23 protein-coding genes are annotated in these 26,463 nt (G+C 46.6%); 13 read left to right on the top strand and 10 right to left on the bottom strand.

What is annotated here, in order from left to right; genetic code table 11:
* Nucleotides 1-19: 19 nt before the first annotated feature.
* Nucleotides 20-865, top strand: coding sequence for a hypothetical protein (locus HPY28_RS13485; RefSeq protein ID WP_173622584.1), 846 nt, complete (start codon nt 20-22; stop codon nt 863-865).
* An 83-nt stretch (nt 866-948) separates the two neighbouring features.
* Here HPY28_RS13485 and HPY28_RS13480 read toward each other — a convergent pair whose 3' ends face one another.
* From HPY28_RS13480 to HPY28_RS13470, 4 genes are all read right to left on the bottom strand, one after another.
* Complete coding sequence (locus HPY28_RS13480; RefSeq protein ID WP_174230738.1) at nt 949-2,157, bottom strand: MFS transporter; 1,209 nt, start codon at nt 2,155-2,157, stop codon at nt 949-951.
* Nucleotides 2,158-2,168: 11 nt separating this feature from the next.
* The gene (locus HPY28_RS13475; protein ID WP_017249722.1) at nt 2,169-2,552 is read right to left on the bottom strand and encodes a MarR family winged helix-turn-helix transcriptional regulator; all 384 of its coding nucleotides are present in this window, start codon (nt 2,550-2,552) and stop codon (nt 2,169-2,171) included.
* A 171-nt stretch (nt 2,553-2,723) separates the two neighbouring features.
* Nucleotides 2,724-2,858 (bottom strand): EYxxD motif small membrane protein, encoded by a 135-nt coding sequence (locus HPY28_RS30720; protein WP_017249723.1) that lies wholly within the window; start codon nt 2,856-2,858, stop codon nt 2,724-2,726.
* Between the two features lie 18 nt (nt 2,859-2,876).
* On the bottom strand, nt 2,877-3,416 hold the full coding sequence (locus HPY28_RS13470; RefSeq protein WP_173622586.1) for a YgaP family membrane protein: 540 nt from the start codon (nt 3,414-3,416) through the stop codon (nt 2,877-2,879).
* A 193-nt stretch (nt 3,417-3,609) separates the two neighbouring features.
* Here HPY28_RS13470 and HPY28_RS13465 point away from each other — a divergent pair, with 193 nt between their 5' ends.
* From HPY28_RS13465 to pdxR, 7 genes are all read left to right on the top strand, one after another.
* Nucleotides 3,610-5,367 (top strand): adenine deaminase C-terminal domain-containing protein, encoded by a 1,758-nt coding sequence (locus HPY28_RS13465; protein WP_174230769.1) that lies wholly within the window; start codon nt 3,610-3,612, stop codon nt 5,365-5,367.
* A gap of 223 nt (nt 5,368-5,590) precedes the next feature.
* Nucleotides 5,591-6,826 (top strand): branched-chain amino acid ABC transporter substrate-binding protein, encoded by a 1,236-nt coding sequence (locus HPY28_RS13460; RefSeq protein ID WP_017249726.1) that lies wholly within the window; start codon nt 5,591-5,593, stop codon nt 6,824-6,826.
* Between the two features lie 61 nt (nt 6,827-6,887).
* A complete protein-coding gene (locus tag HPY28_RS13455) occupies nt 6,888-7,934 on the top strand; it encodes a branched-chain amino acid ABC transporter permease (RefSeq protein WP_017249727.1) in 1,047 nt (348 codons plus the stop codon).
* 9 nt (nt 7,935-7,943) lie between these two features.
* The gene (locus HPY28_RS13450) at nt 7,944-9,227 is read left to right on the top strand and encodes a branched-chain amino acid ABC transporter permease (protein ID WP_106834489.1); all 1,284 of its coding nucleotides are present in this window, start codon (nt 7,944-7,946) and stop codon (nt 9,225-9,227) included.
* Nucleotides 9,228-9,248: 21 nt separating this feature from the next.
* Nucleotides 9,249-10,025, top strand: coding sequence for an ABC transporter ATP-binding protein (locus tag HPY28_RS13445; protein WP_144617864.1), 777 nt, complete (start codon nt 9,249-9,251; stop codon nt 10,023-10,025).
* 14 nt (nt 10,026-10,039) lie between these two features.
* Entirely contained in the window at nt 10,040-10,747 is a 708-nt protein-coding gene (locus HPY28_RS13440) for an ABC transporter ATP-binding protein (RefSeq protein WP_069847329.1), read from the top strand.
* Nucleotides 10,748-10,829: 82 nt separating this feature from the next.
* Complete coding sequence (gene pdxR, locus HPY28_RS13435) at nt 10,830-12,287, top strand: MocR-like pyridoxine biosynthesis transcription factor PdxR (protein ID WP_174230737.1); 1,458 nt, start codon at nt 10,830-10,832, stop codon at nt 12,285-12,287.
* A gap of 118 nt (nt 12,288-12,405) precedes the next feature.
* Here the strand turns inward: pdxR and HPY28_RS13430 are convergent, their stop codons facing one another.
* Together HPY28_RS13430 and HPY28_RS13425 are read right to left on the bottom strand one after the other, a co-directional pair.
* A complete protein-coding gene (locus tag HPY28_RS13430; RefSeq protein WP_174230736.1) occupies nt 12,406-12,942 on the bottom strand; it encodes a hypothetical protein in 537 nt (178 codons plus the stop codon).
* A 226-nt stretch (nt 12,943-13,168) separates the two neighbouring features.
* Nucleotides 13,169-13,930 (bottom strand): IclR family transcriptional regulator, encoded by a 762-nt coding sequence (locus tag HPY28_RS13425; protein WP_017249733.1) that lies wholly within the window; start codon nt 13,928-13,930, stop codon nt 13,169-13,171.
* A gap of 201 nt (nt 13,931-14,131) precedes the next feature.
* Here HPY28_RS13425 and HPY28_RS13420 point away from each other — a divergent pair, with 201 nt between their 5' ends.
* From HPY28_RS13420 to HPY28_RS13400, 5 genes are read left to right on the top strand one after another with little or no spacing between them, the layout of a single operon-like run.
* Entirely contained in the window at nt 14,132-15,250 is a 1,119-nt protein-coding gene (locus tag HPY28_RS13420) for an ABC transporter substrate-binding protein (RefSeq protein ID WP_017249734.1), read from the top strand.
* Between the two features lie 8 nt (nt 15,251-15,258).
* Nucleotides 15,259-16,353: an ABC transporter ATP-binding protein gene (locus HPY28_RS13415; protein ID WP_017249735.1), complete on the top strand. Its 1,095-nt coding sequence runs from the start codon at nt 15,259-15,261 to the stop codon at nt 16,351-16,353.
* 3 nt (nt 16,354-16,356) lie between these two features.
* Nucleotides 16,357-17,199, top strand: coding sequence for an ABC transporter permease (locus HPY28_RS13410; protein WP_069847320.1), 843 nt, complete (start codon nt 16,357-16,359; stop codon nt 17,197-17,199).
* Nucleotides 17,196-17,996: an ABC transporter permease gene (locus HPY28_RS13405; protein WP_048031089.1), complete on the top strand. Its 801-nt coding sequence runs from the start codon at nt 17,196-17,198 to the stop codon at nt 17,994-17,996. Before HPY28_RS13410 ends, HPY28_RS13405 begins: the two co-directional genes overlap by 4 nt.
* Nucleotides 17,997-18,008: 12 nt before the next feature.
* Entirely contained in the window at nt 18,009-19,145 is a 1,137-nt protein-coding gene (locus HPY28_RS13400) for a M20 family metallopeptidase (protein WP_017249738.1), read from the top strand.
* An 85-nt stretch (nt 19,146-19,230) separates the two neighbouring features.
* Here HPY28_RS13400 and HPY28_RS13395 read toward each other — a convergent pair whose 3' ends face one another.
* The 4 genes from HPY28_RS13395 to HPY28_RS13380 all read right to left on the bottom strand — a co-directional run bounded on the left by HPY28_RS13395 (nt 19,231) and on the right by HPY28_RS13380 (nt 26,461).
* On the bottom strand, nt 19,231-19,518 hold the full coding sequence (locus HPY28_RS13395; protein ID WP_174225125.1) for a hypothetical protein: 288 nt from the start codon (nt 19,516-19,518) through the stop codon (nt 19,231-19,233).
* A 180-nt stretch (nt 19,519-19,698) separates the two neighbouring features.
* The gene (locus tag HPY28_RS13390; protein WP_017249740.1) at nt 19,699-20,052 is read right to left on the bottom strand and encodes a hypothetical protein; all 354 of its coding nucleotides are present in this window, start codon (nt 20,050-20,052) and stop codon (nt 19,699-19,701) included.
* A gap of 86 nt (nt 20,053-20,138) precedes the next feature.
* Complete coding sequence (locus tag HPY28_RS13385; protein WP_174230735.1) at nt 20,139-22,631, bottom strand: hyaluronate lyase N-terminal domain-containing protein; 2,493 nt, start codon at nt 22,629-22,631, stop codon at nt 20,139-20,141.
* Nucleotides 22,631-26,461, bottom strand: a complete 3,831-nt coding sequence (locus HPY28_RS13380; protein WP_254613116.1) for a discoidin domain-containing protein — start codon at nt 26,459-26,461, stop codon at nt 22,631-22,633. The genes HPY28_RS13385 and HPY28_RS13380 overlap by 1 nt, the downstream gene beginning before the upstream one ends.
* Nucleotides 26,462-26,463 lie beyond the last annotated feature (2 nt).

Genomic DNA, 26,463 nt, shown 5'->3' with positions numbered 1-26,463 from the left:
TGAAAAATAAGGAGATACCATGCGACTAAAGGTTGTTGACGTTGAAGCATTTTTTATAGTTGGTATTGAAGTGGATTGTTACTATGATCGGGACGAGTTCTTGCAAGCGCCAGATTCCAGATTGTGTGAAATTAATAATGTCGTCGACAGTCATTTATACTATGAAGTTTGGAATTCGATTTCGGAAAAGAAAATGATAGGTAGACGAGTAAGTATCATCACTCATGTTCCTGACGGGTGTGTCGTGGTGACCATTCCCACTGGTCCCTTTGCAATGATCCATAAGAGCCAAACCAATAATGAACACGATCTGTTTGCAATGACGAATTATGAGGATATCGAAAAGATTGAATTTAGAACTCTCATGCTAAAAGACGAGACGGCAACTGTTGTGCACATGTATCGTCCAGTTGAGTATAGAGAAGATGTATTGAACATTCGTAACATACCTGTCCTTTCTAAAGAAGTGTCAATCCAATTGAGAGAGCAATACATTCATACATTTTTTAACGTCAAGGGTGATTGTGTAAGGGAGTTTTTTTACAAACGGTACGTAAAACTAGACAAAGGCTATTTATGGGGATTTATCCAGGGAGACAGAACCACAGGGTTAACAGTTTCAGAAGCGATGGATTATCTTCATGACAAAGAAGAAGTATTATTTTTCTGGGATTCTGTTAGTTCGATTGGAAGAGACTTCACTCGAAATAAAGTATTCAGGCTGAGTACCAAGCGATTATTACAATCATACACCCGCTTTACTTTTGATCTGTATATCTTTGACTCTACATTGACCTGGACGATTATTTTTCATCATGAGCCGGATGCAGAAGGTTACAAATGTTGTTTGGTTACTAGTCCATAGGTGTTATAACGAAGTAGCTGTTCCCCATGAAGAAATTTGTTCATAGGGAGCAGCTTTTTTATGGGGAAAATAGGTTGTTTCAACTACACACCAACGTTTTCACTCGTCAGCGCCGCCTTTTTCGCCTTGGCAGCAGCCAGCTGCGAAAGGAAATAAACGATGAGGAACAACAGCAAGCACGCTGCCGACCAGCGGTACATGACAGAGTAGCTCGAATGTGTCGCAATGACACCGAGGAGCACAGAGCCGACCGCGATCCCCAGATCGATGGAATTAAAGAACAGTCCATTCGCCATGCCGCGTTGCTCAGGTGTGACGACCTTCACCATCCACGCCTGGATAGATGGCTGAATCATGCCATAGCCAAGCCCGTAGAAGGCAGCAGAGACGAGAAGCAAGGACTCTGTCGTTGTTAGGGACAGGAGCAAAAGGCTGACCCCGACGAAAATCGCACCAGGAGGCAGGACAGCAATGTGCCCTTTGCGATCATACAGCTTGCCGGAAAAAGGACGAATCAACACCATCGCCAGTGCATTCGTAAGGAAAAACCAGCCAACATTCTCAATGTGGGCTTCTTTTCCATACAAGGCCAAAAAGCTGAGAATCCCGCCATACGTAATGGATAGACAAAAATTCAATCCAGCTGGAAGCAGCAGCTTTTTATCATAGAACCGGCGAATGCCTGTGACGGAGGGCGTGTTTTCGGTCGACACAGGAAGTCGATTATACGCACGAATGAAATGCATCAACGGAAAAATAATAGCAACGAGTAGCACGAGAACCATGAGCATCCAGCCAAACCCAAACGAGTTCAACAGTCCAAGTCCAATCATCGGGCCGAGCGCCATAGCCAAGCTGGTCGATAAGCCGAAATACCCCATACCTTCGCCGATCCGTTTGGCAGGAATCACATTGGAGACAATCGTCGGAAAGGTCGTGCTGCCCATACCAAAGCCGATGCCTACCAAGATTCGCAACAGAAGAAAGAAAACAATGCTTCCCGCCCAATAATAGCCTGCGCTAAAAATCGCGACGAATCCAAGTGCTACTATCGCCAAGATCTTACTGTTTTTCGTTTTCAATGCTTCCCCAGTAAACACCCTTGCGACCACTGCTGAAAGTGAAAACAAGCTAATGACCAGGCTGACGACAAAATCATTGGCCTGATACGCTTCCTTCACATAGGCAGGGAATGTAGGGGTCTGCATTTGAACAGTGAGAAACAACATCAAATTACATACCGTTAACAGGACAAAATCTCTCGTCCACAGTCTCTCTCTACTCTCTCCCAATGCTGTCACTCCTAGTCTGTCGTTTTTCTATTGATGTTCTCGTTAATCTCCAGCAAGATTTCCCGCAAGAAGGCCAGCTTTTCAGGAGAGATCCCTTCCAAAATGTCTGCAACGGCATGAGCCTCTACGGGAATCGCCTGCTCAATCCATTCCCGTCCTTTCGGGGAAAGGGTAATGATGTAGGCACGGCGGTCTTGTTCGCTCAATGTCTTTTCGATAAAGCCTTTTTTGGCGAGTGTGTCTAAAATGCGTGTCATGGAAGGCTGATCCTTGGCCGAGCGCTGGGCCAGCTCTTTTTGATTGATGCCCTCTTCTTCTCGTAGCCGATACAGGACGGCAAACTGCTCCGTGGTCAAATCAAACTCTTTTAAAAAAAGAGAAACATAATGAATCATTCTCCGGTATGTATTTCCAACGAGAAATCCAACCGGTTCTTTTTGCCAATGATCGATCAGGGGAATGACCCTCTTTCGTTCAAAAATACTTGCAATGACAATTATATGTATAACAAGTAATTATGTAAATGGAAAAAACCGCCTGATGACAGGCGGTTGGTTGCTTCTCCTTTACTGACGATACCTTCCTTTTCTTCTCGACGTTCGAAAGAAGTAATATCCCATCACGCCGATGACGCCAATGATCATGGCAATGACAAAGAAGTTATGCGACATCCATTCATACATCTGGGAGCCGACAAGCATATGCAGTGCCTCCTCTCCTTATGTGTACGTGGGGTAGCGATTGCTGCTGTTGTTATTATCTTGGGAACGAAATGAAATGAACTCTCTTGCCGCCTTTTCGAGAAGTTGATCCTCGGGAGTAAGCTGCGCGTTTTGCTGATTGTCGATAGGTTGTTTTTCCTGGTTCGCTGATGATTGTGGGCTTGCAGAATACTGTATGTTTGCCTTATTCGTTGTCGCTGAAGTGTTGCTCGCATCATCTTGGCTATTGTTCGAGTCTTTGATGGGCGCAATATTCATGGAGCGCGTGAACTGATTGACCGCCATCTGCACGCCTTTCTTCTTGAGCTGATCCATCATGCCCTGCATGCCATTCCCTTTTGTCGTATTGATGCCCATCGCTGCGTACATCGGACAAAAGCGCGTAGCCCCTTCTGCTACTTTCATTGCTGAAAATGCCATGAGCAGCCATGGAGCATTGTATGGGCGACGACTCATTCTTCCGATGCCGTATGCCAAGCCTAACAGACCGCCAGTCATACGAATCATGGCATCCGTTCTACCTACGTTTTTATGCATGAGAGTTGTCCTCCTGTCGCAATGACTTCTAATCGATAGTCTGCGATGAAGGACGACAAGACACCCGTGGGAATTGTTACTACCATCACCAATCTTGCAGGGGAATGATTTATGGGCGGCGAAGCTGTAAAGAGCAATGAATGATCGTTCATTTTTTAAAAACATCGGCAGACCAGCAAGGAGAGAAGAAATGATGCGCGTACGAGCCATATCAGATCGTGATTACTTGAACATGATTCGCGTGAGCAGAGGTCAGGCACCGGCAAGCCTCTGGATAAAGGGTGCAAGAGTTCTCAATGTGTACACAAAAGAATGGCAAGAGCATCACGTCGTAGTGGCAGGAGAACGTATTGCTTATGTAGGAGAAAAAGAGCCATTGGTCGATGACCAGACCGTGATCATGGAGGCGGCTGGGCAGTATCTCGTGCCAGGATACATCGAGCCACACGCGCATCCGTTTCAATGGTATAACCCTTACACGTTGGCTGACTTTGCACTGCAAACGGGAACGACTGGAATGGTGTCGGACTCACTGATGCTCATGCATCTTCCTTTTTCGCAAACGGCAGCGATCATGGATTCACTGGCAGCTCATCCGGTGAAGCAATTTTTCTGGGGCAGACTCGATCCGCAGACAGGGAGGGCTCATCCGGCGTTCACTAAGGAAAGCTTGGCGCGAATGCTGGAGCATCCAAGAGTGATCCAGGGTGGGGAGTTGACGAATTGGGGCGGGGTTTTACAAGAGGATGAGACGCTGCTTTTTGGTTTGAAGCATGCGCGGGATTTAGGCAAAAGGATGGAAGGGCATCATCCGGGAGCTTCTTACGAGACCTTGAACATTGCCGCAGCAGCTGGCGTAACAGCTTGTCATGAAGCCATCCATGCAGCAGATTTGTTGTCGCGCATCCGTTTAGGCATGTATGCGACACTGCGCCATTCCTCCATTCGCCCTGATCTGCCGGAGCTGGTGAAAGGGTGGCTTGCGCTGGGGGTGCCGTGGTCATCACGGATGATGCTGACATCGGATGGAAGTACGCCGCCGATGCATCGTGACGGGTTCATGAATAGTACGATCCGTGTGGCCATCGAAGCGGGGATGCCGCCAGAGGAAGCATATGTCATGGCGACGTTGAACCCGGCTGTCTATTACGGGCTGGACGCTGAGGTCGGAGGAATTGCGCCAGGCCGAATCGCGGATATGCTGTTGTTGACTGCAAAGGATCAACCGACACCATCCATCGTGATTGCAAATGGACAACTGGCAGCAGAAAATGGAAACTTGCTTGTTCCAACGGTTCAGCCACAATGGGATGAAGCTTCGTTGCGATTGCAAGATCCCTTGGCGAAGAGAGCCAATCCAGAATGGTTCCGTCTACGGCCAGATGAAGACAGGAAGGCCCCAGTCTTGGAAATGCTGAATGCCGTTATCACGCGGTTGTCGCTAGAGGACATGCCCGTCGATAAGGATGGTTATGTAACTTTGCAGCATGATCCGCAGTTGGCGCTGATCGCGATCATCGATGCGACTGGCGGCAAGCGAACATTGGCAGTGCTTCGTGGCTTCGGTGAGCAGCTTGAAGGGCTGGCCAGCACCTATTCCGCGTCTGGCGATTGGATCGTAATCGGACGCAATCCCCAAGCGATGGCGCAAGCATTGGAGCGTATTCGTGAAATAAAAGGCGGAGTCGTCCTGATCGATGAAGGAAAAATGATATGCGAATGCCCATTGCCTCTTGCTGGAAAATACACGTCTGCGCCGATGGACGAAGTGATCAGCATGGGTGAAAATTTGGTAAATCAGCTCCGTGTCAAAGGCCATGTCCATCTCGATCCAATTTATTCAATTCTGTTTTTTACCGCTACTCACTTGCCATATGCGCGTCTGACGGCAGATGGCATTGTCGACATTAAGAGTGGGCAAATCGTCGTTCCGGCACTCCCTTTACCTTGAGGGAGTATTTTTTTGGGTTTTTTGTTTGTGCATCAATGATATATGTACATAAAAAATATTTTACTTCTTGTAAATTATCAGATTTATTTTAAAATAAAAGCAACCAAGCCTCATCTATCTTTATCCCCGAAGAGTCATCATTTTTGAAAGTCGCAACCTGGCTAACGAGGTAGATGGACTGGGTAACAAGAACAAAGAATGATAAAAGGGGGATTCATTCTGAATGAAAAAGCGTTCTTATGTCGGGGTTTTATCTGCGGTATTGGCTGCGAGTATGGCATTAACAGGTTGCGCAGGAAACAGTAATTCAAGCGGCGGAAGTAACGCAAGTGGGGGGCAAAGTCAATCAACTCCAGGCAACAGCGGTGGCGGAACGACAGAGGGTGGTCTCATCAAAATTGCCACACAATCCCCTCTGTCTGGGAGCAATTCCGCTGTCGGAGATGCGATTAAGACTGGCGCGGGTTACGCTCTCGAAAAGCGCAAGGAAGAGTTTAAAGCACTTGGCTTTGATCTCCAGCTTTTCCCTCAGGATGATCAAGGCGACCCGAAAATTGGGGTATCCAATGCGGAGATGCTTATCTCTGATCCCGATGTGTACGGTGTAGTTGGGCACTATAACACAGGTGTTGCGATTCCATCGTCTGTGAAGTACGAGGAAGGCAAGCTGACCATGGTATCCCCAGCCAATACAGGGGTGAAGCTCACGGAGGAAGGCAAGAAAACTGTCCATCGAATTTGTGCTCGCGATGACGCACAAGGACCAAAGGCTGCTCTTTATGCAAAAAATACACTTGGTGTAAAAACGGCCTATATTATCCATGATAAGACAGCATACGGCCAAGGTCTGAGCGATCAAGTGAAGATGCAATTCGAAAAGGACGGAGTCCAAATCCTTGGCTTTGAGGGCATTACTCAGGGCGAAAAGGACTACAGCGCGGTACTTAACCAGGTAACGGTGAAAAAACCGGACATCATCTTCTTCGGCGGTCTTTATCCAGAAGGTGGAATTATGGTCAAGCAAGCTCGTGAAAAAGGATTTAAGGGTTATTTTATGGGTGGCGACGGCTTGGATTCTTCTGATATGATAAAAATAGCCGGTGATGCTGTCGAAGGTGTAGTCTTTACGTCAGTAGCAGGGGACGTAACGCAAACCGAAGAGGGCAAGAAATGGGCTGAAGAGTACAAAAAAGCCACAAACAAGCCTCTGGAAACCTATTCCGTCTACGGTTTTGACTCCATGAACGTCATCCTCAATGGTGTTTTGGAAGCGACCAAAGCGAACGGAGGCAAAAAACCAACCCGCGAGCAAGTCCTCGATGCAGTACACAAAACCAAAGATTTTCAGGGTCAATTCACCAAGGTTACCTTTGATGAAAAAGGTGACAACACAAATGCAGATGTATTCATTTATAAGTTCGACAAGGACAAATCCATTTTCGTAGGCAAGGCCGAGTAATCACACCACACAACGCGCACACACTCCCATGCCTCATATCAGGATAGGGGGCTGCACGCCGGTGTTGGCCCCTTTTCCACGAGAAAACAAGTCCAGTCAACGGAATGGATGCAGAAAATTTGTACAAGTCTACAAGAGAAATGAGGGATGGGAAAGCATGATCAATATTTTGCCGCAGGTGTTGGTTGACGGATTGACACTTGGATTTATGTACGCAGTGGTGGCTTTAGGCTACACAATGGTTTACGGGATTTTGGAAATTATCAACTTTGCCCATGGAGACATTTTCATGGTCGGAGCCTTTATTGGTACAGAGGTATTATTGATCTCTGATGCGCTAGGGGCACTTGAAGGTATGAATCCATTTGTCGCACTTTTCATAACACTCATAATTGCCATGGTATTAACTGGTGCTTTGGGGGTAGGAATTGAGAGGATTGCCTATCGACCATTGCGCGGAGCACCTCGTCTTGTGCCGTTGATTTCGGCGATTGGCGTATCGTTTTTGCTGCAAGACCTCGTACGTTTTACAGAAGCACTGGCTCGTAATGAGTTTTATCTGAACAGTCCCGCTCTTTTTACAGGTTCGATTCCATTAGGAAGTATTGCTACGATTCCAACAAAAGGATTGATCGTAATTGTAATTGCGATCGTCATGATGATTGCGTTGACGTTATTTGTGAATAAAACAAAATGGGGAATCGCCATGCGCGCCGTCGCACAAGACCAGAGTACGGCTTCGCTGATGACCATAAATGTAAACAAAGTAATCATGCTTACGTTTTTGATTGGCTCCAGCCTGGGTGGCGCTACAGGTGTTCTGTTTGCGCAAAACTACGGGACGATCGATCCATATATCGGTTTTATTCTTGGATTAAAAGCATTTACAGCTGCCGTTCTCGGCGGGATTGGGAACCTGCGTGGTGCGATGATCGGTGGCGTACTCCTCGGTCTTCTGGAATCCCTGTCCGGTGCCTTTATGGGGCCGTTGACCAACGGAGCCTTTGGTGCAGAGTACAAAGACGTGTTCGCGTTCAGTATTTTAATTCTCGTGCTTCTCTTCAAGCCGGAAGGACTGTTTGGCGAAGCTGTAAAAGAGAAAGTGTAGGTGAAATAAATGGCAAATCTCGCTTGGAAATCGTTTAAAGGCATTCCGCTGGTATTCACGTTGATTTGGATTGTAGCTTTTTCTGCCGCGTTGTACCTTATGGATAAATCGGTCATTGCGTTTCTCGGTATTCTTTCTTCCATTGTGCTTGTCTATTACACCAATACCTCAAAGACGATCAAGATGGTGATTGGCGCTATCGTTCTCCTCCTGATCATTCCGTTGGTAGCCGGTGAAAACCGTTACTACATGGAGGTAGCATCACAGGTAGGCATTTACGTAGCGATGGCTTTGGGCCTGAATATCGTAGTAGGCTTTGCTGGTCTGCTTGACTTGGGTTACGTCGCGTTTTTTGCTGCTGGGGCTTATGCGTACGCGATTTTCTCGACTTCGCAAGCGAATGAGTTTATTGCAGGGAACCTGTTCCCGCTATCCGGTGAGTGGTTTTGGCCATTTCTCATAGTCGGCTTGATTGTGGCTGCTGTTTTCGGAATATTGCTAGGATTGCCAGTTCTCAGAGTAAAAGGAGATTACCTCGCGATCGTGACCTTGGGCTTCGGTGAAATCATTCGCATTGTTTTCAACAACCTGGATAAGCCCATCAACATCACCAACGGTCCGCAGGGAATCACGCCGATTCCGTCTCCAGAGTTGTTTGGGATCAAAATGGGGACGCCGTTTTACTTTTACTTCATCGTGTTGTTTGTGATTGCCTTTATCGTTTTGGCGAATATACGCTTTGAGCATTCTCGTTTGGGCCGTGCATGGATTGCGGTACGTGAGGATGAGCTGGCTGCCCAGTCTATGGGGATTTCCCTGTTGAATACCAAGCTGGCTGCATTTGCCTTGGGTGCTTCCTTCGCTGGTGTCGTCGGTGTTATCTTTGCGGCCAAGCAGACGTTTATCGATCCGACCTCCTTTACACTGATGGAATCGATCGGGATATTGGTCATGGTCATTCTGGGTGGTAGTGGCAGCATACCAGGGGTTGTGCTTGGTGCCGCTTTTGTCACAATCTTGCAGGTACAGCTGTTAAAAGAATTCTCCAACTTCCTGCACGGTCTGCAAAATGCGGGGATCATCAGTTTGCCTAACCAGCTGGACCCATCCAAGTTCCAGCGACTCATTTTCGGAATTATGCTCATTCTCGTTGCCTTGTATCGCCCTAACGGATTGATTCCGGCCAAACGGAAGAAAAACGATCTCGATGCGATCAAAAATAGCGAGTTTGGCAAAGAAAAGCTGGGGATTCTCGGTAAACTGTCCCAATTGGCTTCTGGAAAACAGTCATAGCGGACGAGGAGGGAAATGGGCATGGCATTGTTAGAGGCAAAAAATTTAACGAAGCGCTTTGGTGGCTTGGTAGCCAATCAAGACGTCTCGATTGGGATCGAAAAAGGTAGCATTACGGCTGTCATCGGACCAAATGGGGCTGGAAAAACGACTTTTTTCAATATGATTACCGGATTTTACGAGCCAGACGAGGGAGAAATCCTGCTGAACGGCAAAAGCATCAAGAAGCTTCGTCCTGATCAGATCGCGAGTCGCGGTATCACCCGTACTTTTCAAAACATTCGTCTGTTCAAAGAAATGACGGCATTGGAAAATGTCATGGTGGGTGTGCATAGCCGCTTATCGGCTGGAATTCTCGGAATCCTGTTCAATTCCAAACGGGTACGCCAAGAGGAAGAGCGGACGCGCGTCGAAGCTTATCAGCTCATGGAGTATGTCGGGATCTCACATATTGCCAATGAAGCAGCAGGGAGTCTGCCTTACGGGTTACAACGAAGATTGGAAATTGCTCGGGCGATGGCGACCAATCCGCAAATCATTTTGCTCGATGAACCGGCGGCAGGGATGAACCCTCGCGAGACGGTTGAGATGACGGATTTTATTCGTCGGCTGAAAAAAGAGCTCGATTTGACGATTATCTTGATCGAGCATGATATGAAGTTGGTCATGGGACTTAGCGAATACATTCACGTGCTGGATTACGGGAGAAAAATTGCAGAAGGAACACCCGAACAAATCCGCAATAACCCTAACGTCATTGAGGCCTATCTCGGAAAAAGTGCGTCGGACGTGTCGTAGAAGGAGGAAAATCGATGGCATTGCTAGAGCTGACTAACGTTCATACGTATTACGGCGGCATCCACGCATTAAAAGGATTGAGCATGACGGTAAACGAGGGCGAAGTGGTGACACTGATTGGTTCCAACGGGGCAGGTAAATCGACCACGTTGAAAACGATATGTGCGCAGACTCGTGCCAAAGAAGGAAAAGTTATCTTTAATGGCAAAGATATTACGCAGATGCGTACCCATGATATTGCCTTAGCAGGAATCGCCCACGTTCCGGAAGGTCGCCGCATTTTTCCTAAGCTGACCGTACGCGAGAATTTGGAGATGGGTGCCTTCAGTGTATCTGATAAAAAGGTGATCGAAGAAGGAATCGAGCGTGCCTTTGCTTACTTTCCACGGCTGAAGGAACGGGTAAATCAAAAAGGTGGCACGATGTCCGGGGGCGAGCAGCAAATGCTGGCGATTGCTCGTGGACTGATGATGAAGCCCAAAATTCTCATGCTCGATGAGCCGTCGATGGGATTGGCGCCGATTCTGGTGGAGCAGATTTTTGACATCGTTACGGAGCTGAACAAGGAAGGCATGACGATTCTCTTGGTCGAGCAAAATGCGAATCAGGCACTGTCTGTCGCGCATCGCGGTTATGTGATTCAGACAGGCGAAATTATTTTGAAAGACGACGCCCAGACATTATTGATGAATCCGCAGGTAAGAGAGGCGTATTTGGCGTAATATTGGTGTAATAGAAACGTGAGTACCGATGGGGATTTTTGTCTCCGTCGGTTTTTCATTTGGTCTGCGAGGAGGATGTAGCTTGCTAGATATTAGTCCCCGCTTTGTAGAAGGGAGCGAGCCTCTCTATCTACAGCTTTATCGCTATTTTTGTACAGAAATACAAGGGAGGCGCTTGATCTCCGGGACGCGTCTGCCCTCTGTTCGGGCGTTGAGCGGATTTTTGCATGTAAGTAAAACGACAGTCGAAAGCGCGTATCACCAGCTCATGGCAGAAGGCTATATCGAGAGTCGGGAGCGCAGCGGATTTTATGTGGTCGATGTGGACTGGGATGGGCCAATGCCTGTACCCACAGGGAAAGGTCAGCCACCAGTTAAAACGGTTCACGTCCAAACGCCTCCACCTACGACCTCACCAGTCCCGGTTCAATATGATTTTCATCAAGCACGCGTAGATGCCGAGCATTTTCCTTTTGACCGTTGGCGCAAGTACACCAACCAATGCATGCAGGAAGAAAACAAGCATGTACTCTACTACGGTGACCAACAAGGCGAGCCGCAGCTGCGGGAGGAGCTCGCACGCTATCTCGGACGTGCTCGAGGTGTACAAGCTACGCCGGAACAAATAGTGATCGGTGCGGGGACGCAAGTGATGATCAGCTTATTGGGGTTCTTATTCGGGACACGAGGACAGGCTGTTGCGATGGAAGAGCCGGGCTATCACGGTGTTCGTGCCGTGTTTTCTCATTTGGGCTATGATGTACGCCCGATCAGGCTGGTGGAGGATGGGATTGATGTGGAAGCGCTCAATGAGAGTGGAGCGCAGCTGGTTTATATCACTCCGTCTCATCAGGACCCGACTGGAATTGTCATGCCGTATGCCAAACGGCTAAAGCTGCTACACTGGGCGAATCAGACAGGGAGCTACATCATGGAGGATGACTACGATGGTGAGTTTCGCTATCATGGCAAGCCAATTCCTTCCCTTCAAGGGCTGGATACGCAGGGACGCGTCATTTATTTGGGGACGTTCTCCAAGGCGTTATTGCCGTCGATTCGGATGAGCTATATGGTTTTGCCACAAACTTTATTGGCGGTGTTTCAGGAGAAGTTGGCGGATTTTGACCAGTCGGCATCACGAATTCATCAGGAGACGCTGGCCTTGTTCATGAAAAATGGCGATTGGGAACGGCATATTCGCAAGATGCGGACGCTTTACCGCAAAAAGCATGGGGCTCTGCTTCAGTGCTTGCAGGAACACTTCGGGGCGTACATCCAGATCAAAGGTCAGGATGCCGGGCTGTCCGTAACGGTAGAAGTGAAAAGTGAGAGCACTCCGCAACAGTTGAAGCAAATTGCGGCTGCATCAGGCGTTCGTGTCTATCCAACCGCACATAAATGGGTTCATCCGCAGGAAAATGGACTTCCGGCTTTTCAGTTCGGCTTCGGGGGGCAGACCATCGAGGAGATTGAGGGTGGCGTTCGTCTGTTGAAACGTGCATGGGAGCCTTATTTGCACAAGGACATGGGCGAGGAATAGAACAGGGAGAATCGCGAATAGTGCGCTAATCGATTATAAAACGGCGATCAAACGATCCCGGTTTAACAAAAGAGAAAAAATGAAAAGCAGCATCCCAGAAAGGGAATGCTGCTAATAATTAAGGGACGTACTGTTCTGTAATTTTTGTGATGATTCCATTCGTTACTTCAATGTGGAATGGTAGATGATAAGGAATTCCCTTGGATAACATGAACTTTTTAAAAGTATCGGTGTTTACTGATTCATTCCAATTGAAATTGTCATCTTTTATAGAGTTGGTTTGAAGAGTAAAGGAAGCTTTTGGAGAAACTTCAAACGTTCTAATTTTAGGACTGTTATTACGAATGTAATAGGGCATTGGATAGTCCTCTTTTTCTAATGGATGATCTTGGCGATAAGCTTTTGCTCCTGCCTCACCGAAAAACCATTGAACATAGTCAAGCGAGACGATTAGTTTTCCATTTTTCACTTGTAGCGATTTCACATATGCCATTGATTTTTCAATGGTATTTCCGTGTTTGTCCTTGCTACTTGTTGGAACCATTACTTGGGGAGGAACAGGTGCAGCCGTTCCTTGGGGTGAACCTGCATGAGCGTCAGTACCAAACAATGTACAGAATATCAAAGAGGTAAGCAGCAAATATGTTTTTCTCATAACAGGGTGTCACTTCCTTTCTAATTACATGTAATACGATTCATAATTAGTAAGACGAAAAACGAATAAGACCGTTTCGCCTCAAGATGAAAAATTTTACATAATTTTTGTTGGTGATCTGCGCCATTACAATGGGCAAAACAAGCGAGTCAGCACAAAGAGAAACCTCCTGTCATCAGAGCAGACTGATGAACAGGAGGTTTTTTCATGGCAGTTCAAGCAGATTTCAAGACATTCGATACCCTAACTGAGCAGACATCGCACGTACTGTCGCTAGCGTTTCTTGTAAAATCTCGTCTTTTTTCGGCATCACGCGGTCAGAGGGACCGATGACACTGACGGATGCAGTTATGTGTCCAGTCGAATCAAAAATCGGGGCAGCGATTCCGGTCACCCCTGTATTACGTCGATTCGAGCTGATTTCATAACCTCTCTCACGGATCGTCACCAAGTCCTCTTTGATTTGCTCGACCGACGTGTACGAATGAGGCGTGTAGCTTTTCAGGGGATGTTCCTGCAATATCTCGTCCTGAAACTCCTCCGGCTGATAGGCGAGCAAAACCCTGGCGGCGGAGGTAGAGTAAAGGGGAAAACGCCGGAAGGATTCTACGGTAAACCGAACAGGGTGAAGTGAATCCTCTTTGGCTACATAAATCGCGTCCTTGGAATCTTGTACACATAAGACCGCCAATTCGTTTGTCCGTGAGACAAGCTGGTCTAAGAACGGTTTGGAAAAATCAACGATATCGTGATTCGTGAGCACCTTAGTGCCCAGCTCCAAAAGCGTGTAGCCAAGCGTATACTGCTTGGTTTTTTCATTTTGGCGGATAAAGCCTTCAGACTCCAGCGTGGACAGGAGCTTGTGAACGGCTCCCTTGGACAGCTGGAGCTTTTTGCTGAGCTCCGTTACCCCGAGTTCCTTTGGCGAATCGAGAAATATTTTTAACAGCCGACAGCCATTTCGAACAGAAGACAATACTTGGTCCATACAAACGTCTCCTTTGCTTACATTAGCCTTATTTTACGTGTAAGAAACAATGCTGACAATCTCGCAATTCGGGCAATGATGATGCTATTACGACTACCTTGAATAGTCTGTATCTTTATGCTAGTATAACATTATCGTTCTCTAATAGGAAACGCTGTTCTCTATTCGTGAACAAAACAGACAATCGGGGGTCGAACTTACATGAAGAAAAAGGCATTATCCGTCTTGTCCATTTTCGCTTTGACTGGTTCCTTGCTGGCTGGATGTGGCTCATCCGCACCACAAACATCTGCTCCTGCACCGGCTGCTGGCAACAATAGCGGCACCGAAGCACAAGCTCAGCTGGAAGACACTCTGGTAGTAGCAGGAAACGGCGCAACCGTTGAAAAGATGATGAAGGATGAAGTCTTCAAAAAGTTTAACGAGAAATATCCGAATGTAAAGCTGACCTATGTTTCCGGGGTATCTACGGACATCGTAGCGAAGGTTAAGGCACAGAAAAATGCTCCGCAAATCGACTTGACCATCGTTGAGGGCGGCGAGCAAGAGAAGGGTCGTCAAGAGGGCTTGTGGGAAACCGTATCTGCAACAGATATCCCGAACATGAAAAACGTACCGGAAGATTTGCATGTGACGGAGGATAGCGGTGTAGTCGTAAACTTTACGCCGATGGGGATTTCCTACAATGCGGACCTGGTAAAAGAAAAAGGCTTGCCTGTACCGAAGTCCTGGAATGATCTGGCGAAGCCGGAAGTGAAAGGCTACATCACGATGACAGACGTAGCGAGCAACTTCGGACGCTCTGCGATGATCATGCTGGCGTACGCAAATGGCGGGTCCGAGAAAAATATGGAACAGGGCTTCAAACAAATGGAAACGATTGCAGGATACATGCCGACCTTTGCAAAGAGTGCAGCACAGCTTCAGCAAAATCTGCAAAACAAGAGCGCAGCGTACACCACTTGGACAATGGCGCGTAGCTTGACCCAAAAAGAAGCAGGCGTACCATTGGAGTTCGTTTTCCCTGAAGAGGGCGGAAACATCGTACCGAACGTAGCTACGCTGGTAAAAGGTTCGAAGAGTCCAAAAGCCGCTAAAGCATTCGTCGATTTCCTTTTGACAGATGAAATTCAAACGATGTACGCAACGAAGCTGTACTACAATCCGGCAACATCCGTGAAGCTGCCAGACGATGTAGCGAAAACATTGGAATTCGATCGTACAAAGGTAGTCGACTTCGACTATAGCGTAGTGAGCAAGGAAACATCTGCTTGGTTGGATCGCTTTAACAAAGAAATCGCACCTAAAACAGGAAAGTAGGTATTCACGTGACCAAGGTGATTGACGTTGAACTGCGCGGCATCATGAAAAAATTTCAAAGCAATGTCGTGGTTCAAAACTTCAACCTGCAGGTGGAGCAAGGCGAATTCATCTCGTTTCTCGGCCCATCTGGTTGCGGTAAGACCACGACCTTGAATATGATTGCCGGTTTTTTGGACCCGGATGGCGGAGACCTCTTGATCAAGGGGCAGCGAATGAATGGCGTGCCTCCGTACAAACGGGAACTGGGAATGGTGTTTCAGACGTACTCGCTGTTCCCGCATATGACTGTGGCGGAAAACATCGCCTATGGCTTGAAATTACGCAAAGTGAGCAAGCAAGAGATGCAAGAGCGTGTGAATCGTGTACTTGGCCTGGTCAAGCTGCCAAACGTAGCAGACCGCTACCCGAAACAGCTCTCTGGCGGACAACGTCAGCGGATTGCGATTGCACGGGCGCTTGTTATTGAGCCGTCGCTCCTGCTTTTGGATGAGCCGCTCAGTAACTTGGATGCCAAACTTCGGGAAGAGCTGCGCGATGAGTTAAAGCGCTTACATCACGAAATCGGCGTTACGACTATTTTCGTTACACATGATCAAGAAGAGGCGCTCGCGCTCTCTGATCGCATCGTGGTTATGAATCACGGATTCGTGGAGCAAATCGGTACACCGTTGGAGATTTACAATCAGCCCGCATCTGAATTCGTACATACCTTCATCGGTAAGACGAACCGTTTGGAAGGGGAAGTCATCGGAATTGACGGGGATGTACTTACGCTGCGGACGACTGGTGGAATGCTCGTGAAGGCGGCAAAGCAACAGCGAACAGTGGCACTCCATGAAAAAGTGATCATTTTTATCCGACCAGAGAAAATCAAGCTGACCGATACAGCAGTCAGTGAGGAAGCGAATCGGGTAAAAGGACATTTGCAGCTTGCCTCCTTCCTGGGTTCGTACACAGAATGTGAGGTCAAGGTCGGGGAGCATACGCTTTCGGTAAAAGTCCAAATGACCGATAGTTCGGTGGACCGCCAAGAAGGTCAAACGGTTTACTGTCAATGGAACGCGGACGACGTACTGGTCATGCCCGCAGGAAGGGGATGACGGATGAGCAAGCGTCTCTCAGTTACATTGTTGACAGCACCTGCGATGATTTTGCTGCTTGGCGTATTCATCCTTCCGATGCTGATGATGCTTTTGCTCAGCTTTCAGGATGAGAATCAGGCGTTCTCTTTTCACAATTATTCATTATTTGTACAAGATCCGTACTACTTGGAGATTCTTTGGCGGACAATTCGCGTGAGTCTCTGGACGGTACTGGCGTGCCTCTTGCTTGGATTTCCTGTAGCGATGTACATGGCGCAGGCCACAGGGAAAATGCGTGGAATCGTCACGATGCTGATCCTGGCCCCTCACCTCATCAGTGTTGTTATTCGCAACTTCGGTTGGGTAGTGGTATTGGGGGAAAAAGGGTGGATCAATGAAACATTGATGAGTCTGGGGTTGATCGATCAACCATTGCGGCTATTGTACAACGAGCTGGGTATTGTGATCGGTCTGACGGATTCCTTTATTGCCTACATGGTTCTGGCGATTGCAACCAGCTTGTATGCCATCGATCCGTCCCTGAATAAGGCGGCATCGATTTTGGGGGCTTCCCGCGCACGTACGTTTTTCAGTGTGACATTGCCCTTGTGTTTGCCGGGGATGATTGCTGGTACGACACTGGTGTTCAGCTTGTCGATGAGTGCTTTTGTAACACCTGCCTTGATGGGTGGAACGTCCGTGAAGGTCATGCCTGTCATTGCCTATGAGCAAATCATGGCGACACTGAACTGGCCTTTGGGTGCGGCACTTGCCTTCCTGCTTCTGGGCAGCACGATTCTATTGGTGACTTTGTATACGAAGCTGATTGAAACCAAGCGGTATAAAGAGGTGTTTGCGTCATGAAAAAAATAAACGTACTCGGACTCATCACATTCTTTGTGCTTGTTTTGGTCAATCTGCCGTTTCTGGTCATCATCCCGAGCTCCTTTACCGCAGCAGGATATCTCGGATTTCCGCCGGAAGGGTTTTCGTGGCAGTGGTATGAAATGATTTTGGATCGACCGGAGTTCATCGATTCGCTGTGGTTCAGTCTTAAGCTAGCTACGGTAACGGCAATTTTGGCGACTCTCATAGGGACATTGGCTGCATTCGCGCTGTCCAAATACAAGTTTCGTGGGAGCGGCATCATCAACGCACTGATGCTTTCACCGCTTACCGTTCCTTCGCTCATTATCGGGATTTCCGCGCTGCTGTTTTTCACACGAATTGGTATCGCGGGGACGTTTACGGGGCTTTTGCTGGCGCACATGCTGATCTCGATTCCGTATGTCGTAAGGCTGGTGCTCACAGGGCTTAGCTCGTTCGATTATACGTTGGAAAAAGCGGGATACATGCTGGGGGCCCATCCGTTTCGGGTGTTCTGGGATATTACGTTGCCACTGTTGCGTCCGGCCATCGTGTCGGGGATGATCTTTTCGTTCTTGACGTCGTTTGACAATGTGACGGTTTCCTTATTCTTGGTGGCACCGGATACGACGACGCTGCCACTCGCGATTTTCACCTATATGCAGGAAACACTTGACCCGTTGGTGGCTTCGATCTCCTCGGTGGTCATCCTGCTGAGTCTGGTGTTCATCGTCTTGTTGGAAAAAGTGTACGGACTAGAGCGCCTGTTCGGACTCAATTCACAATCTCACTAAGGAAGAGGCACTATGTCAATCCACACTTATGTACAAGAGAATATGTCCCACTATCTACAGCTACTCGAAGAGGCCGTCAACATGGACTCGCCTTCTCGTGACAAACAGCTGGGCGACCGCATGGCGGGCTGGTTCGCTCTGCAGTTTCAACGGCTGACAGGGGGAGTAGCAGAGCTGATCCCGAATAAGACGTATGGCGATCAGGTGCGTTGTACGCTGGGCAACGGGGAAAAGCAAATCCTCATCATTGGCCATTACGATACCGTATGGCTAGAAGGAGAGGCAGCTCGCCGACCATTTGCGATCCGGGATGAGAAAGCGTACGGGCCGGGCGTATACGATATGAAAGCGGGCGTTTTGCAAGCCATGTTTGCGATGCGGGCATTGGTAAAGCTGGATCGCCTGCCTGCAGATAAAAAAATCGTGCTCCTATTAAACAGTGACGAGGAGATCGGCAGCCCGACTTCTCGACGACTTGTAGAAGAAGAAGCCGCGCGTTCGGTGGCGAGCTTTGTGTTGGAGCCACCAACCGAACCGAGCGGCGCACTCAAAACATGGCGGAAGGGAAGCGCCCATTTTACCGTGGCAGTCAGTGGTATTTCCTCACACGCTGGTGTCGATCATCAAAAAGGTGTCTCTGCTATTGAAGAGCTGGCGAGACAGGTGCAATTTCTGCATGCCCTGACCGATTACGAGAAAGGAACCACGGTCAATGTGGGCGTCATCAAGGGCGGGATTGGCTCCAATGTTGTAGCCGACTCGGCAGAAGCTGAAGTAGACGTGAGGTTTATCTCGATGGAAGAGGCATTACGTATTGAGAAGGTAATGAGTGAACTCACGCCAGTGCTCGCGGGAACAAACATCAGCGTAAAGGGAGGCATTCGCCGACCGCCAATGGAGCGTACCGAAGAGACAGGCAAATTATTTTCCCTTGCACAATCGATTAGCATCAATGAACTAGGGATGGCTTTGGAAGAATCGGGTACAGGTGGAGTAAGCGATGGCAACTTCGCTGCTGCTTGTGGAGTCCCGACACTGGATGGACTTGGTGTAAAAGGTGGCTACGCCCACTCACCGGATGAATGGATCGAACTGGGAGAAATATCGACGCGGGCTACTTTGTTGGCGCGGTTGATAGAGGAAGTATAGAGAAAAAAGAGAAGAAGCACCTGCCCTGATGCGAAAGAGATTGCATCGGAGCAGGTGCTTTTGTTTTTGTGTGAGGAAGAAGAGGTTATTGTTTCGAGGATGTATTCAGCTTTTTCACAAAGCTGTTGAGGTAGTTCGCTCCGCGGCTGGTGAGGATACCAGCCAGCACGGCAGAAACGTAGTAGCCGCTGCCTTCAAGACCAAAGGGGTTGACTTGAAAAGCGAGGGAGAGCGAAATGCCAATGAGGATAGAGAGGATGTAAGTGGAGCGATCTTTTAATAGGGGGAAGGCATTCTTTAAAATTTCGGTTACGGCTTCGATCAAGATCGCCATAAAAGTAAGCAAACTCAGGCTGTGAATGAACTGGTCCATGTCAATCAAAGGTTGTTCCTCCTTTTGTTAGTAAAGCGGGGCGTGTTTCGGGGAGTCAGAGGCGATCAAGGCTGATAAACAAACATCCAGCCGTCATTCATTGGGAAGGGAGTTAATTCGCGAGGCGAGATTTCGCCCCAAGGAAGGTAGGTGTCACCTTTGTGGTTAACGATGCAACATCTAGGAAATCCTCGCTTGCATGTACGTTTTGAGTTCGGTTTCTAGCTCTTTGACACGGTACTCCAGCTGTTGTCTTTCTACTACCAGCGTCGTGTATTTATCTCGCCACTCCTGCACGATGGTTTCAAGCTCCATGCAACGGTTGCGCCAAACGTGGAGTTCTTCCCGAAGCTTGTCCATTTCCTGACGAAGCTCCTGACGAATTTGCTGGTTTTCCTGCGAGATTTGCTGCCTGTCTGTAATCATCAACTCTTTCTTGTTGTTGTGGCGGGCAACCAGATAGGTGACGATTGCTGTCAGTACACTGGATACTACCAAAGGGAGAGTGGAAGAGTTGAGTAGTGTTTGGATCATCCGTTTATTCACCCGCTTTCTCTTGTGAGGTCTATATATAGAGTAGACAGTTTGGGAGATTTCTCACGGTGTTTTGAGTGAAAATGCTACCACAACTGCTTGATTTGGAAGTAAGAATAAGCGGGGAGGGCTTCGATGACGCCATTGGCAGAAAACGAGTAGCCGAAAAGCTCCACGTAGTCGCCAGGCTTTAGCTGGACGATGCTTGAACCGTTTAAACACCAGGCATGGTTGGAATAGGAGACGATGCTGCTGAGTACTTTATGGAGTTCACCGTTGATTCGGATTTCTAAATGCAGTCCGTTTGGTGAGGTGGTTGGGCTTTTGATTCGTGCTGAGCCAACAATTAAGTAGTCGCCGGGTGTCTTTGCGATAAAGCGATTTAGGTTTTTATCGAATTGTTGCAGTTCGTCGTGGATGGGTGTGTTGAAATTGATTTTGGTAAAGGTGTCGGGGGCGGTTAGGGCTTGGTCGGCGGACATAGTGACGGTTAAGTTTGTGGCTGTTTTTGCCGTAAAATTGGTAACGAGATTAGAGGAGACGATAGTGAAGCTCTGGATGACAGGACTATCGAAAACACCATCCGGAGAATGAATAACAGCTTTTACTCGCAGATCTGAGTTGATTGGATTCGGGAAGGTAACTTGATTACTGAGTGTTGCGGGAATCCAATTAAATCCCCCGTCATTGGTAATAAACCAACTGATTGTACCATGCTTCTGATCCTCTTCCGCTGTTAACACTGCATTAAGAATGGGAGATACAGCTGGCAGACGATTACTGACGAATTCTTGTGTGAGATTGCCTGATTCTCCACCGATTGTCAGGCTGAATTTAGTTATCTCTGGGGTCATGGTTACTGTTGGCGTTACAAGCTTCATCCTAAGGGTGATCGTATCGGTTGGGGATGAAAACTTTATCTCTTGACCATTTTGAGCAGGTAGCCACTGTGCCCCATGGTCTGGAGAAATTTCCATAGTGAATGACGAAGAGGTAGACACAAAATCGCTCCGCATCATTGTCAGATTTTTGCTGTAGGCGGTAGATGCGTAGACACAGCGAATTTTTTGATTGGAATCCTTATATACATAGGAGAGGCTGCCGTTAAAATTCGTCACGAGAGTCTCGTCATCGGCGATCTCTAAGGTGTCTTCATTTACTGATAAGGAGCAGATTTTTCCTGTTAATTGGGTATCGTAGGTGAAACGATAGGTGTTTCCGTCTTTGACTAAGCTGTTGATACGATCGGCAGTTCTGGGAAGTGCTTTTGCTTGGAGTAAGGTACCTGAGAGGGGAGCTATCGTGCAAACGTAAATAGAGCTAGGACTGGCACTTTGTACGGCGGCAATAATAATTCTACGTGTATCTGGGTCAAAATAAGTAGCTAGGGAGTCATTGAAGCGTTGTATAGTAAGTTGCTTTGGAGACTGTAAGAGAGATCCAGTAAGGCTTATTTTTGTGAGGAAGACTCCACTTATATATTGTGTATGATGTATGGATACAATTGCCTCTTGATCACTATCGTAAAAAAGGCTAAGGCTGGTCAAAAGACCATTACTGTTTGTTCCTGGTAGAAGAAATGCTGGTATCAAAGTATTCATTTCACTATCGAATTTGGCCATATAAAGGCCATAGTATCCATATGTCCAACCGAACCATATGTGATTATTTTTGTCTACACAAAGAGAGGTAGACTTATAGAATACTTCTCCACCACTTGTGGAATGGTGTAATACCCAGTCCTTATGGAAACTTCCGTCGCTATTAATACAGCCAAGGTAAAGGTGCCTATAGTAATTTTCTCTGCTTGTTGGTACACCGAGCCAAACTCGGTTGTTATAATCGACCACGAAACTTACATCAGGTATATAGACTCCATTAGTTGAAGCAGGATCAAAGTTAGGACTGAATGGAGTAGGAGATATTTTCTCAAAAGCAAGCGAGCCATCCGGGTTTTCAACTCGATAATAAACTCCCTCTGTTTTCAGGAAAGCGACATGCCATGTCCGATTCGTTCGATCTGTAAATGCAATTGGCTGGAAGTAGGAGCGAGTATCATCGTTGGTGAGACGTTCCGAGTGAGAAAATGCCATTGTTGAAGGAAGGACAGTATTGGCGTTTATCGTGACGGTATCGGAGCTTTTAACAGGAATAGGTTTGGTATAGAGGATCCCTTTCGAATTCCCGGGGGCAATTGATGCTTTCTGGTTCGAAGTATCGAACAAGATGTTAGTGGAATTGATGCTATCGTAGTTATTGGTATTTTCAAAGCTCTCTTGAAAAGAAGCCGTTTTGGCAACCCTGACTGCATTTGTCCGAACTGCTGCCGTAGTCTTATCAAAATCAATACGGGAGCGGTTGCTAAAATCTTCATGGTGCGTATAAGTAATGGTACTTCGCTGTTTTTCGATCGAATCTATCCGGTCTTTTAATGCTGGGTCAGCCCCGGCACTAGCGATCCCGGTACCAGTCCCAATAAATAGTTTATGAGTGTCTGTGGTAAAAAGAGGTTCCCCAGCTGGGGCGGAGGAAGGCAAATCATTTTCTTTTCCACGTTTGAATTTGATTGGTAGTGTCATTAAAAGGTACCTCCATCTACTTCTGTGAGGGTGGAGCCGCTGCCGCCGCCAGAGCCAACGTTGATTTTGTAGTCTCCATTTGACAGCAAGAGGACTCGGAGATTGGTATTTCGGTTATACCCGTATTTGTAATCGACCCCGGGCATCGCCATGTCCCAGGAATCTAGTAAGTCCACATTCATTGTAAGGGAGTCTAGACTTGTTTCATCAGTGGATGATGACTGTTCGAAGTAGAACGCGCATCGCAAGTTTCTAGATTGGCCAAGCTTCTCGTCCCATTCAGAGATGCTATTGAAATCGTCTATTGTCATTGCTTTTGCTTTGAAATCAATGGGGTTAGTAACATCAACAGTTGTCCATGAGCCATCCTTTTGTTTTGCTCCCCATGTTGCTCCACTGTCCGTACTTATTGCGACTCTTAAAACGCCTTTCTCTGTACCTGATAAGGTTAAAGCGTTGATTTTAGCTACGCCAAGAAAGCTAGTATCATTTTTCATTTTCACTATTCTTGGTATAGGGACTCCAGTGAGATGAGCGACTGTTGGCTCTCTCTTAGGTTTCGAAACAAGGATTTTGAGGGTGGATTTGTCTTTTAATTCCTTTAGGAATGGGGTGCATGCACTGAGATCAAGCATGCCTTTATTTAGAAACATTTCATCTGTGGGGGGAGTAGTACCAACGGTTTCCCAGCCGGAAGAAGTGTACGTTTTCACGTCTGAACCGTCTTGTACGAGGAATCTATTGTTTATTGACTCAATCAGGAGAACGGGACGGAAGCCTCGGCCAGGAGTTGTTAGATCTGTTGAACCAGATATCCAGTTTTTGAGACCGTTATAACCTCGAATCACGCGGGCCTTTGCATTCGATTGATCGGTTGTACTGGTCCATGAACCGTGATTTAAGTTATTCCAGATGCGATCATCGGTCATGTATCTATCCCATTCGTTGTCTTTATCTGTAGCGTTTACACCACCAGTCGGGAGACGAAAGGTGAAGGTACTGTCGTGTTTTCTTTCGGCCAGTTCTGCTTCGACAATTGCAATTTGCGTAGTACTGTAATTATTGTGGCTAGTTAAAACATTGAGTCTGTAATACTGATACGATTTATTATTGATAAACTCGTAGACAAACTTAGCGTCTTCGATATTAGGCACTGTCCCTAATGTTAATAATTCGTAGGTACTGTCATCATTTGAACCAAATAGTTGCCAATCTTTGATGGAATTATTGAGGTAGCCTGTCGATATTTTCATCCCAATCAATGAGAGATAATTGATTTTCTTTTGGCTACCAAAGTCTACCTTTATCCAATGACCTCCAACCGGAGCTTCTGTTCCATTCACGTACCAGATACTTCTTTCTTGGCCTAATACATTGTTGTCAAAAGCTTTCCAAGGCATATCATTGGCAGAATACGCACTTGCAGTTATAGTAACCCCATTAGTAGTTTGTCCAGTCATAGTCGGGACCAGGTCCTCAAGTATTTCTAATGGTAGCCCGCTTCCACTTGTAACACCAGCGGTATTCAAGGCATCCCAACTAATATTATTTTGGATGTTTCTATCCGCAAGAAGAACTTTCCGCCCCCGGTAGTCAGTGTCCACCATTATAAAGTAACCATCACCATTGGGACTTGCAGAAGAAGCTACAGGGATAAATTTACTTGTTTCCATACCTAAATCTGAAAATTTCCCCACAGTCCCGGATGTAGCAGAGTAATGGAACCGAACGCGCTTTCCTACCTCAAGGTCATTTACCTCAGCTACCTCGTCAGGATGAAGTAAGCGACCATTTGCATCAATGTCAATTGCATCAATATACCACCAGTAACCTTCAACAGTAGAAGAAATTTCAACAGAGTGCCTTTTTAGTTCAAGTCCTAATTTCTCGTACTGAAGAGTAGATCCCTGATTTTGACTTCCAATGGTGGCACTATAACTTTCTTGCACTCCGTTAATTACTACTTTTAAATTCGGATGGTAGCCACTGTTAGCCATTCCCAAAATTCTTAACCTAGTACCATAGAAATCAAATCTGACTTTATTTTCGCCAGTCCTCTCCGCATAGATCGCAGTTCCACCAGACGATGTATTGCTTGTTTGCACAACCCATGTACCGGAATAGGATAAGGCCTGATCATCTTGTTCGTATCTTTTCCACCCAAGCTCTGGTTCAGACAAACGTTGTCCAATATTTGCAATTAGGGATCCAGAGTCACCTATATCAATAGCATCGAGAGTTGCAAAGGTATTAGTTCCCAAATGAGTAATTTTAACAGTGTGTACCTTCTCTTGTAGACCTGTAATTTCATAAGCGAGTGTTTGAGGTGCTGATTTATTGTGATACCCTTTAAATACTTCGGGGAGCAGATCATCTACGACAATTTGCATGTCAGACCTGTTATTGTAACTGTTAACTAAAACTCTAAGTTCTGTACCATAAAACCTAAAAGAAACAGTATCACCAGCAACTGCACTTATCTTGTCATTTGTATTGTCACTCCAGCTTCCTTTATAGAGTAAGCGTGAATCAGTAAAATCGTACCTATTCCACCCTATGTCTGGTTTAAGAAGTGGAGAGCCGACTTCTCTTACTAACCAGCCTTTGTCATCAATTTCAATTCCATCAATATCAACATATCCTGTATCATTCGTTTTAATTTCAACAGTATGTTCTCCAAATGGCAGATTCAAATTTTCAAACCATATGGTAGAGAGTTGTTCTGTAGTTGAATGCATAGAGACCGTTTTCATCTCTCCATCAACAGTTACGGAAATATTTGTACTCCTATTGGGGTGATATAAGCCTAGTAATCTAATTTTTGTCCCATAAAACTTAAAAGAGGCACTTTGATTTACGGTATTTGCATGTCTGGTTTTTCCCTTGAAATACCTATAGTCTGTATAGTCACTCCATCCTGAGCTCCATTTAAATGCATCAATTTCATCATGAGTGTCATATCGAATCCAACCTGTATCTGGCTCGAGTAATTGATCTCCTACACCGGATATTAGATAACCTTTGTCATCTATATCAATAGCATCTAGAGTCGTGAACCCTCCTAAACTTATGTGTTCAATTTCAACGTTGTGGATGACATCTTCCAGATTTGATTTTTCATAGGATAGGTATTTTCCAATAGGACTACCATACATATCAACTGTTTCGGATATGCCATCTATAGTGATTTTCGTAGATTTTCGTTCTCTATTTGTATTTCTGTCCGATATCAGTCTAATTTTCGTTCCTTTAAATTGAAAAGTAACCTTATCTCCAAGAGTTGAGGTAGCTATGGCGCTTCCTCCACTGTGCGCTGCATTCGTTTCTGTATTCCAGTTTCCATGAAAATGAAATTGAGTAATGGAGTTTTCGTATCTTTTCCAACCTTTTTGAGGTGATTCCAATTGCCCAACTAGAAATCCTTGCGTATTTACTTCAATAGCATCAAATAGAAATAATTTCGTTCCCACAGTTTTTATTTGAACGGTATGGAGTCCGGCTTCCAGCCCCTCGAGATTGTAGACAAGTGCTGGAGCAACGGGAGAGCCTGTCGTATGCTCATTTATTGTTCCTCTGAGAACACCGTCAACATATACTTCAGTTGCTCTTGCACGATCGTTGAACATACCCCCAATAATACGTAACTGAGTCCCACTGAAACTAAAAGAAATGGTAGCATCACTTGTTGTAGTATAAGTAGATGTTCCACCAGAGTTCCATGAGCCAGTTTCTGTTTGCCAAGTCCCCGTGTATTTAACAAAGGAAGAAGTATGGTCATACCTGACCCAACCTTTTTCTGGAGTCAATAAACGTTCTCCTATTGTTGCCATCT

The organism is Brevibacillus sp. HB1.2, assembly GCF_013332495.1.
Taxonomy (GTDB): Bacteria; Bacillota; Bacilli; order Brevibacillales; family Brevibacillaceae; genus Brevibacillus; species Brevibacillus porteri.
Note: the sequence above shows the minus strand (reverse complement) of the source record. Positions and strands in the feature narration are given on the sequence as shown.

What these genes read in the sequence shown, in the direction of transcription:
- HPY28_RS13470 (WP_173622586.1), bottom strand. Translation starts at nt 3,416, where the DNA reads ATGCATAAAAACGTAGGTAGAACGGATGCCATGATTCGTATGACTGGC.
- HPY28_RS13420 (WP_017249734.1), top strand. Translation starts at nt 14,132, where the DNA reads ATGAAGAAAAAGGCATTATCCGTCTTGTCCATTTTCGCTTTGACTGGT.
- HPY28_RS13395 (WP_174225125.1), bottom strand. Translation starts at nt 19,518, where the DNA reads ATGGACCAGTTCATTCACAGCCTGAGTTTGCTTACTTTTATGGCGATC.
- HPY28_RS13425 (WP_017249733.1), bottom strand. Translation starts at nt 13,930, where the DNA reads ATGGACCAAGTATTGTCTTCTGTTCGAAATGGCTGTCGGCTGTTAAAA.
- HPY28_RS13460 (WP_017249726.1), top strand. Translation starts at nt 5,591, where the DNA reads ATGAAAAAGCGTTCTTATGTCGGGGTTTTATCTGCGGTATTGGCTGCG.
- HPY28_RS13465 (WP_174230769.1), top strand. Translation starts at nt 3,610, where the DNA reads ATGCGCGTACGAGCCATATCAGATCGTGATTACTTGAACATGATTCGC.
- HPY28_RS13450 (WP_106834489.1), top strand. Translation starts at nt 7,944, where the DNA reads ATGGCAAATCTCGCTTGGAAATCGTTTAAAGGCATTCCGCTGGTATTC.
- HPY28_RS13390 (WP_017249740.1), bottom strand. Translation starts at nt 20,052, where the DNA reads ATGATCCAAACACTACTCAACTCTTCCACTCTCCCTTTGGTAGTATCC.
- HPY28_RS13485 (WP_173622584.1), top strand. Translation starts at nt 20, where the DNA reads ATGCGACTAAAGGTTGTTGACGTTGAAGCATTTTTTATAGTTGGTATT.
- HPY28_RS13380 (WP_254613116.1), bottom strand. Translation starts at nt 26,461, where the DNA reads ATGGCAACAATAGGAGAACGTTTATTGACTCCAGAAAAAGGTTGGGTC.
- HPY28_RS13400 (WP_017249738.1), top strand. Translation starts at nt 18,009, where the DNA reads ATGTCAATCCACACTTATGTACAAGAGAATATGTCCCACTATCTACAG.
- HPY28_RS13440 (WP_069847329.1), top strand. Translation starts at nt 10,040, where the DNA reads ATGGCATTGCTAGAGCTGACTAACGTTCATACGTATTACGGCGGCATC.
- HPY28_RS13385 (WP_174230735.1), bottom strand. Translation starts at nt 22,631, where the DNA reads ATGACACTACCAATCAAATTCAAACGTGGAAAAGAAAATGATTTGCCT.
- HPY28_RS13410 (WP_069847320.1), top strand. Translation starts at nt 16,357, where the DNA reads ATGAGCAAGCGTCTCTCAGTTACATTGTTGACAGCACCTGCGATGATT.
- HPY28_RS13475 (WP_017249722.1), bottom strand. Translation starts at nt 2,552, where the DNA reads ATGATTCATTATGTTTCTCTTTTTTTAAAAGAGTTTGATTTGACCACG.
- HPY28_RS13405 (WP_048031089.1), top strand. Translation starts at nt 17,196, where the DNA reads ATGAAAAAAATAAACGTACTCGGACTCATCACATTCTTTGTGCTTGTT.
- HPY28_RS30720 (WP_017249723.1), bottom strand. Translation starts at nt 2,858, where the DNA reads ATGCTTGTCGGCTCCCAGATGTATGAATGGATGTCGCATAACTTCTTT.
- HPY28_RS13430 (WP_174230736.1), bottom strand. Translation starts at nt 12,942, where the DNA reads ATGAGAAAAACATATTTGCTGCTTACCTCTTTGATATTCTGTACATTG.
- HPY28_RS13445 (WP_144617864.1), top strand. Translation starts at nt 9,249, where the DNA reads ATGGCATTGTTAGAGGCAAAAAATTTAACGAAGCGCTTTGGTGGCTTG.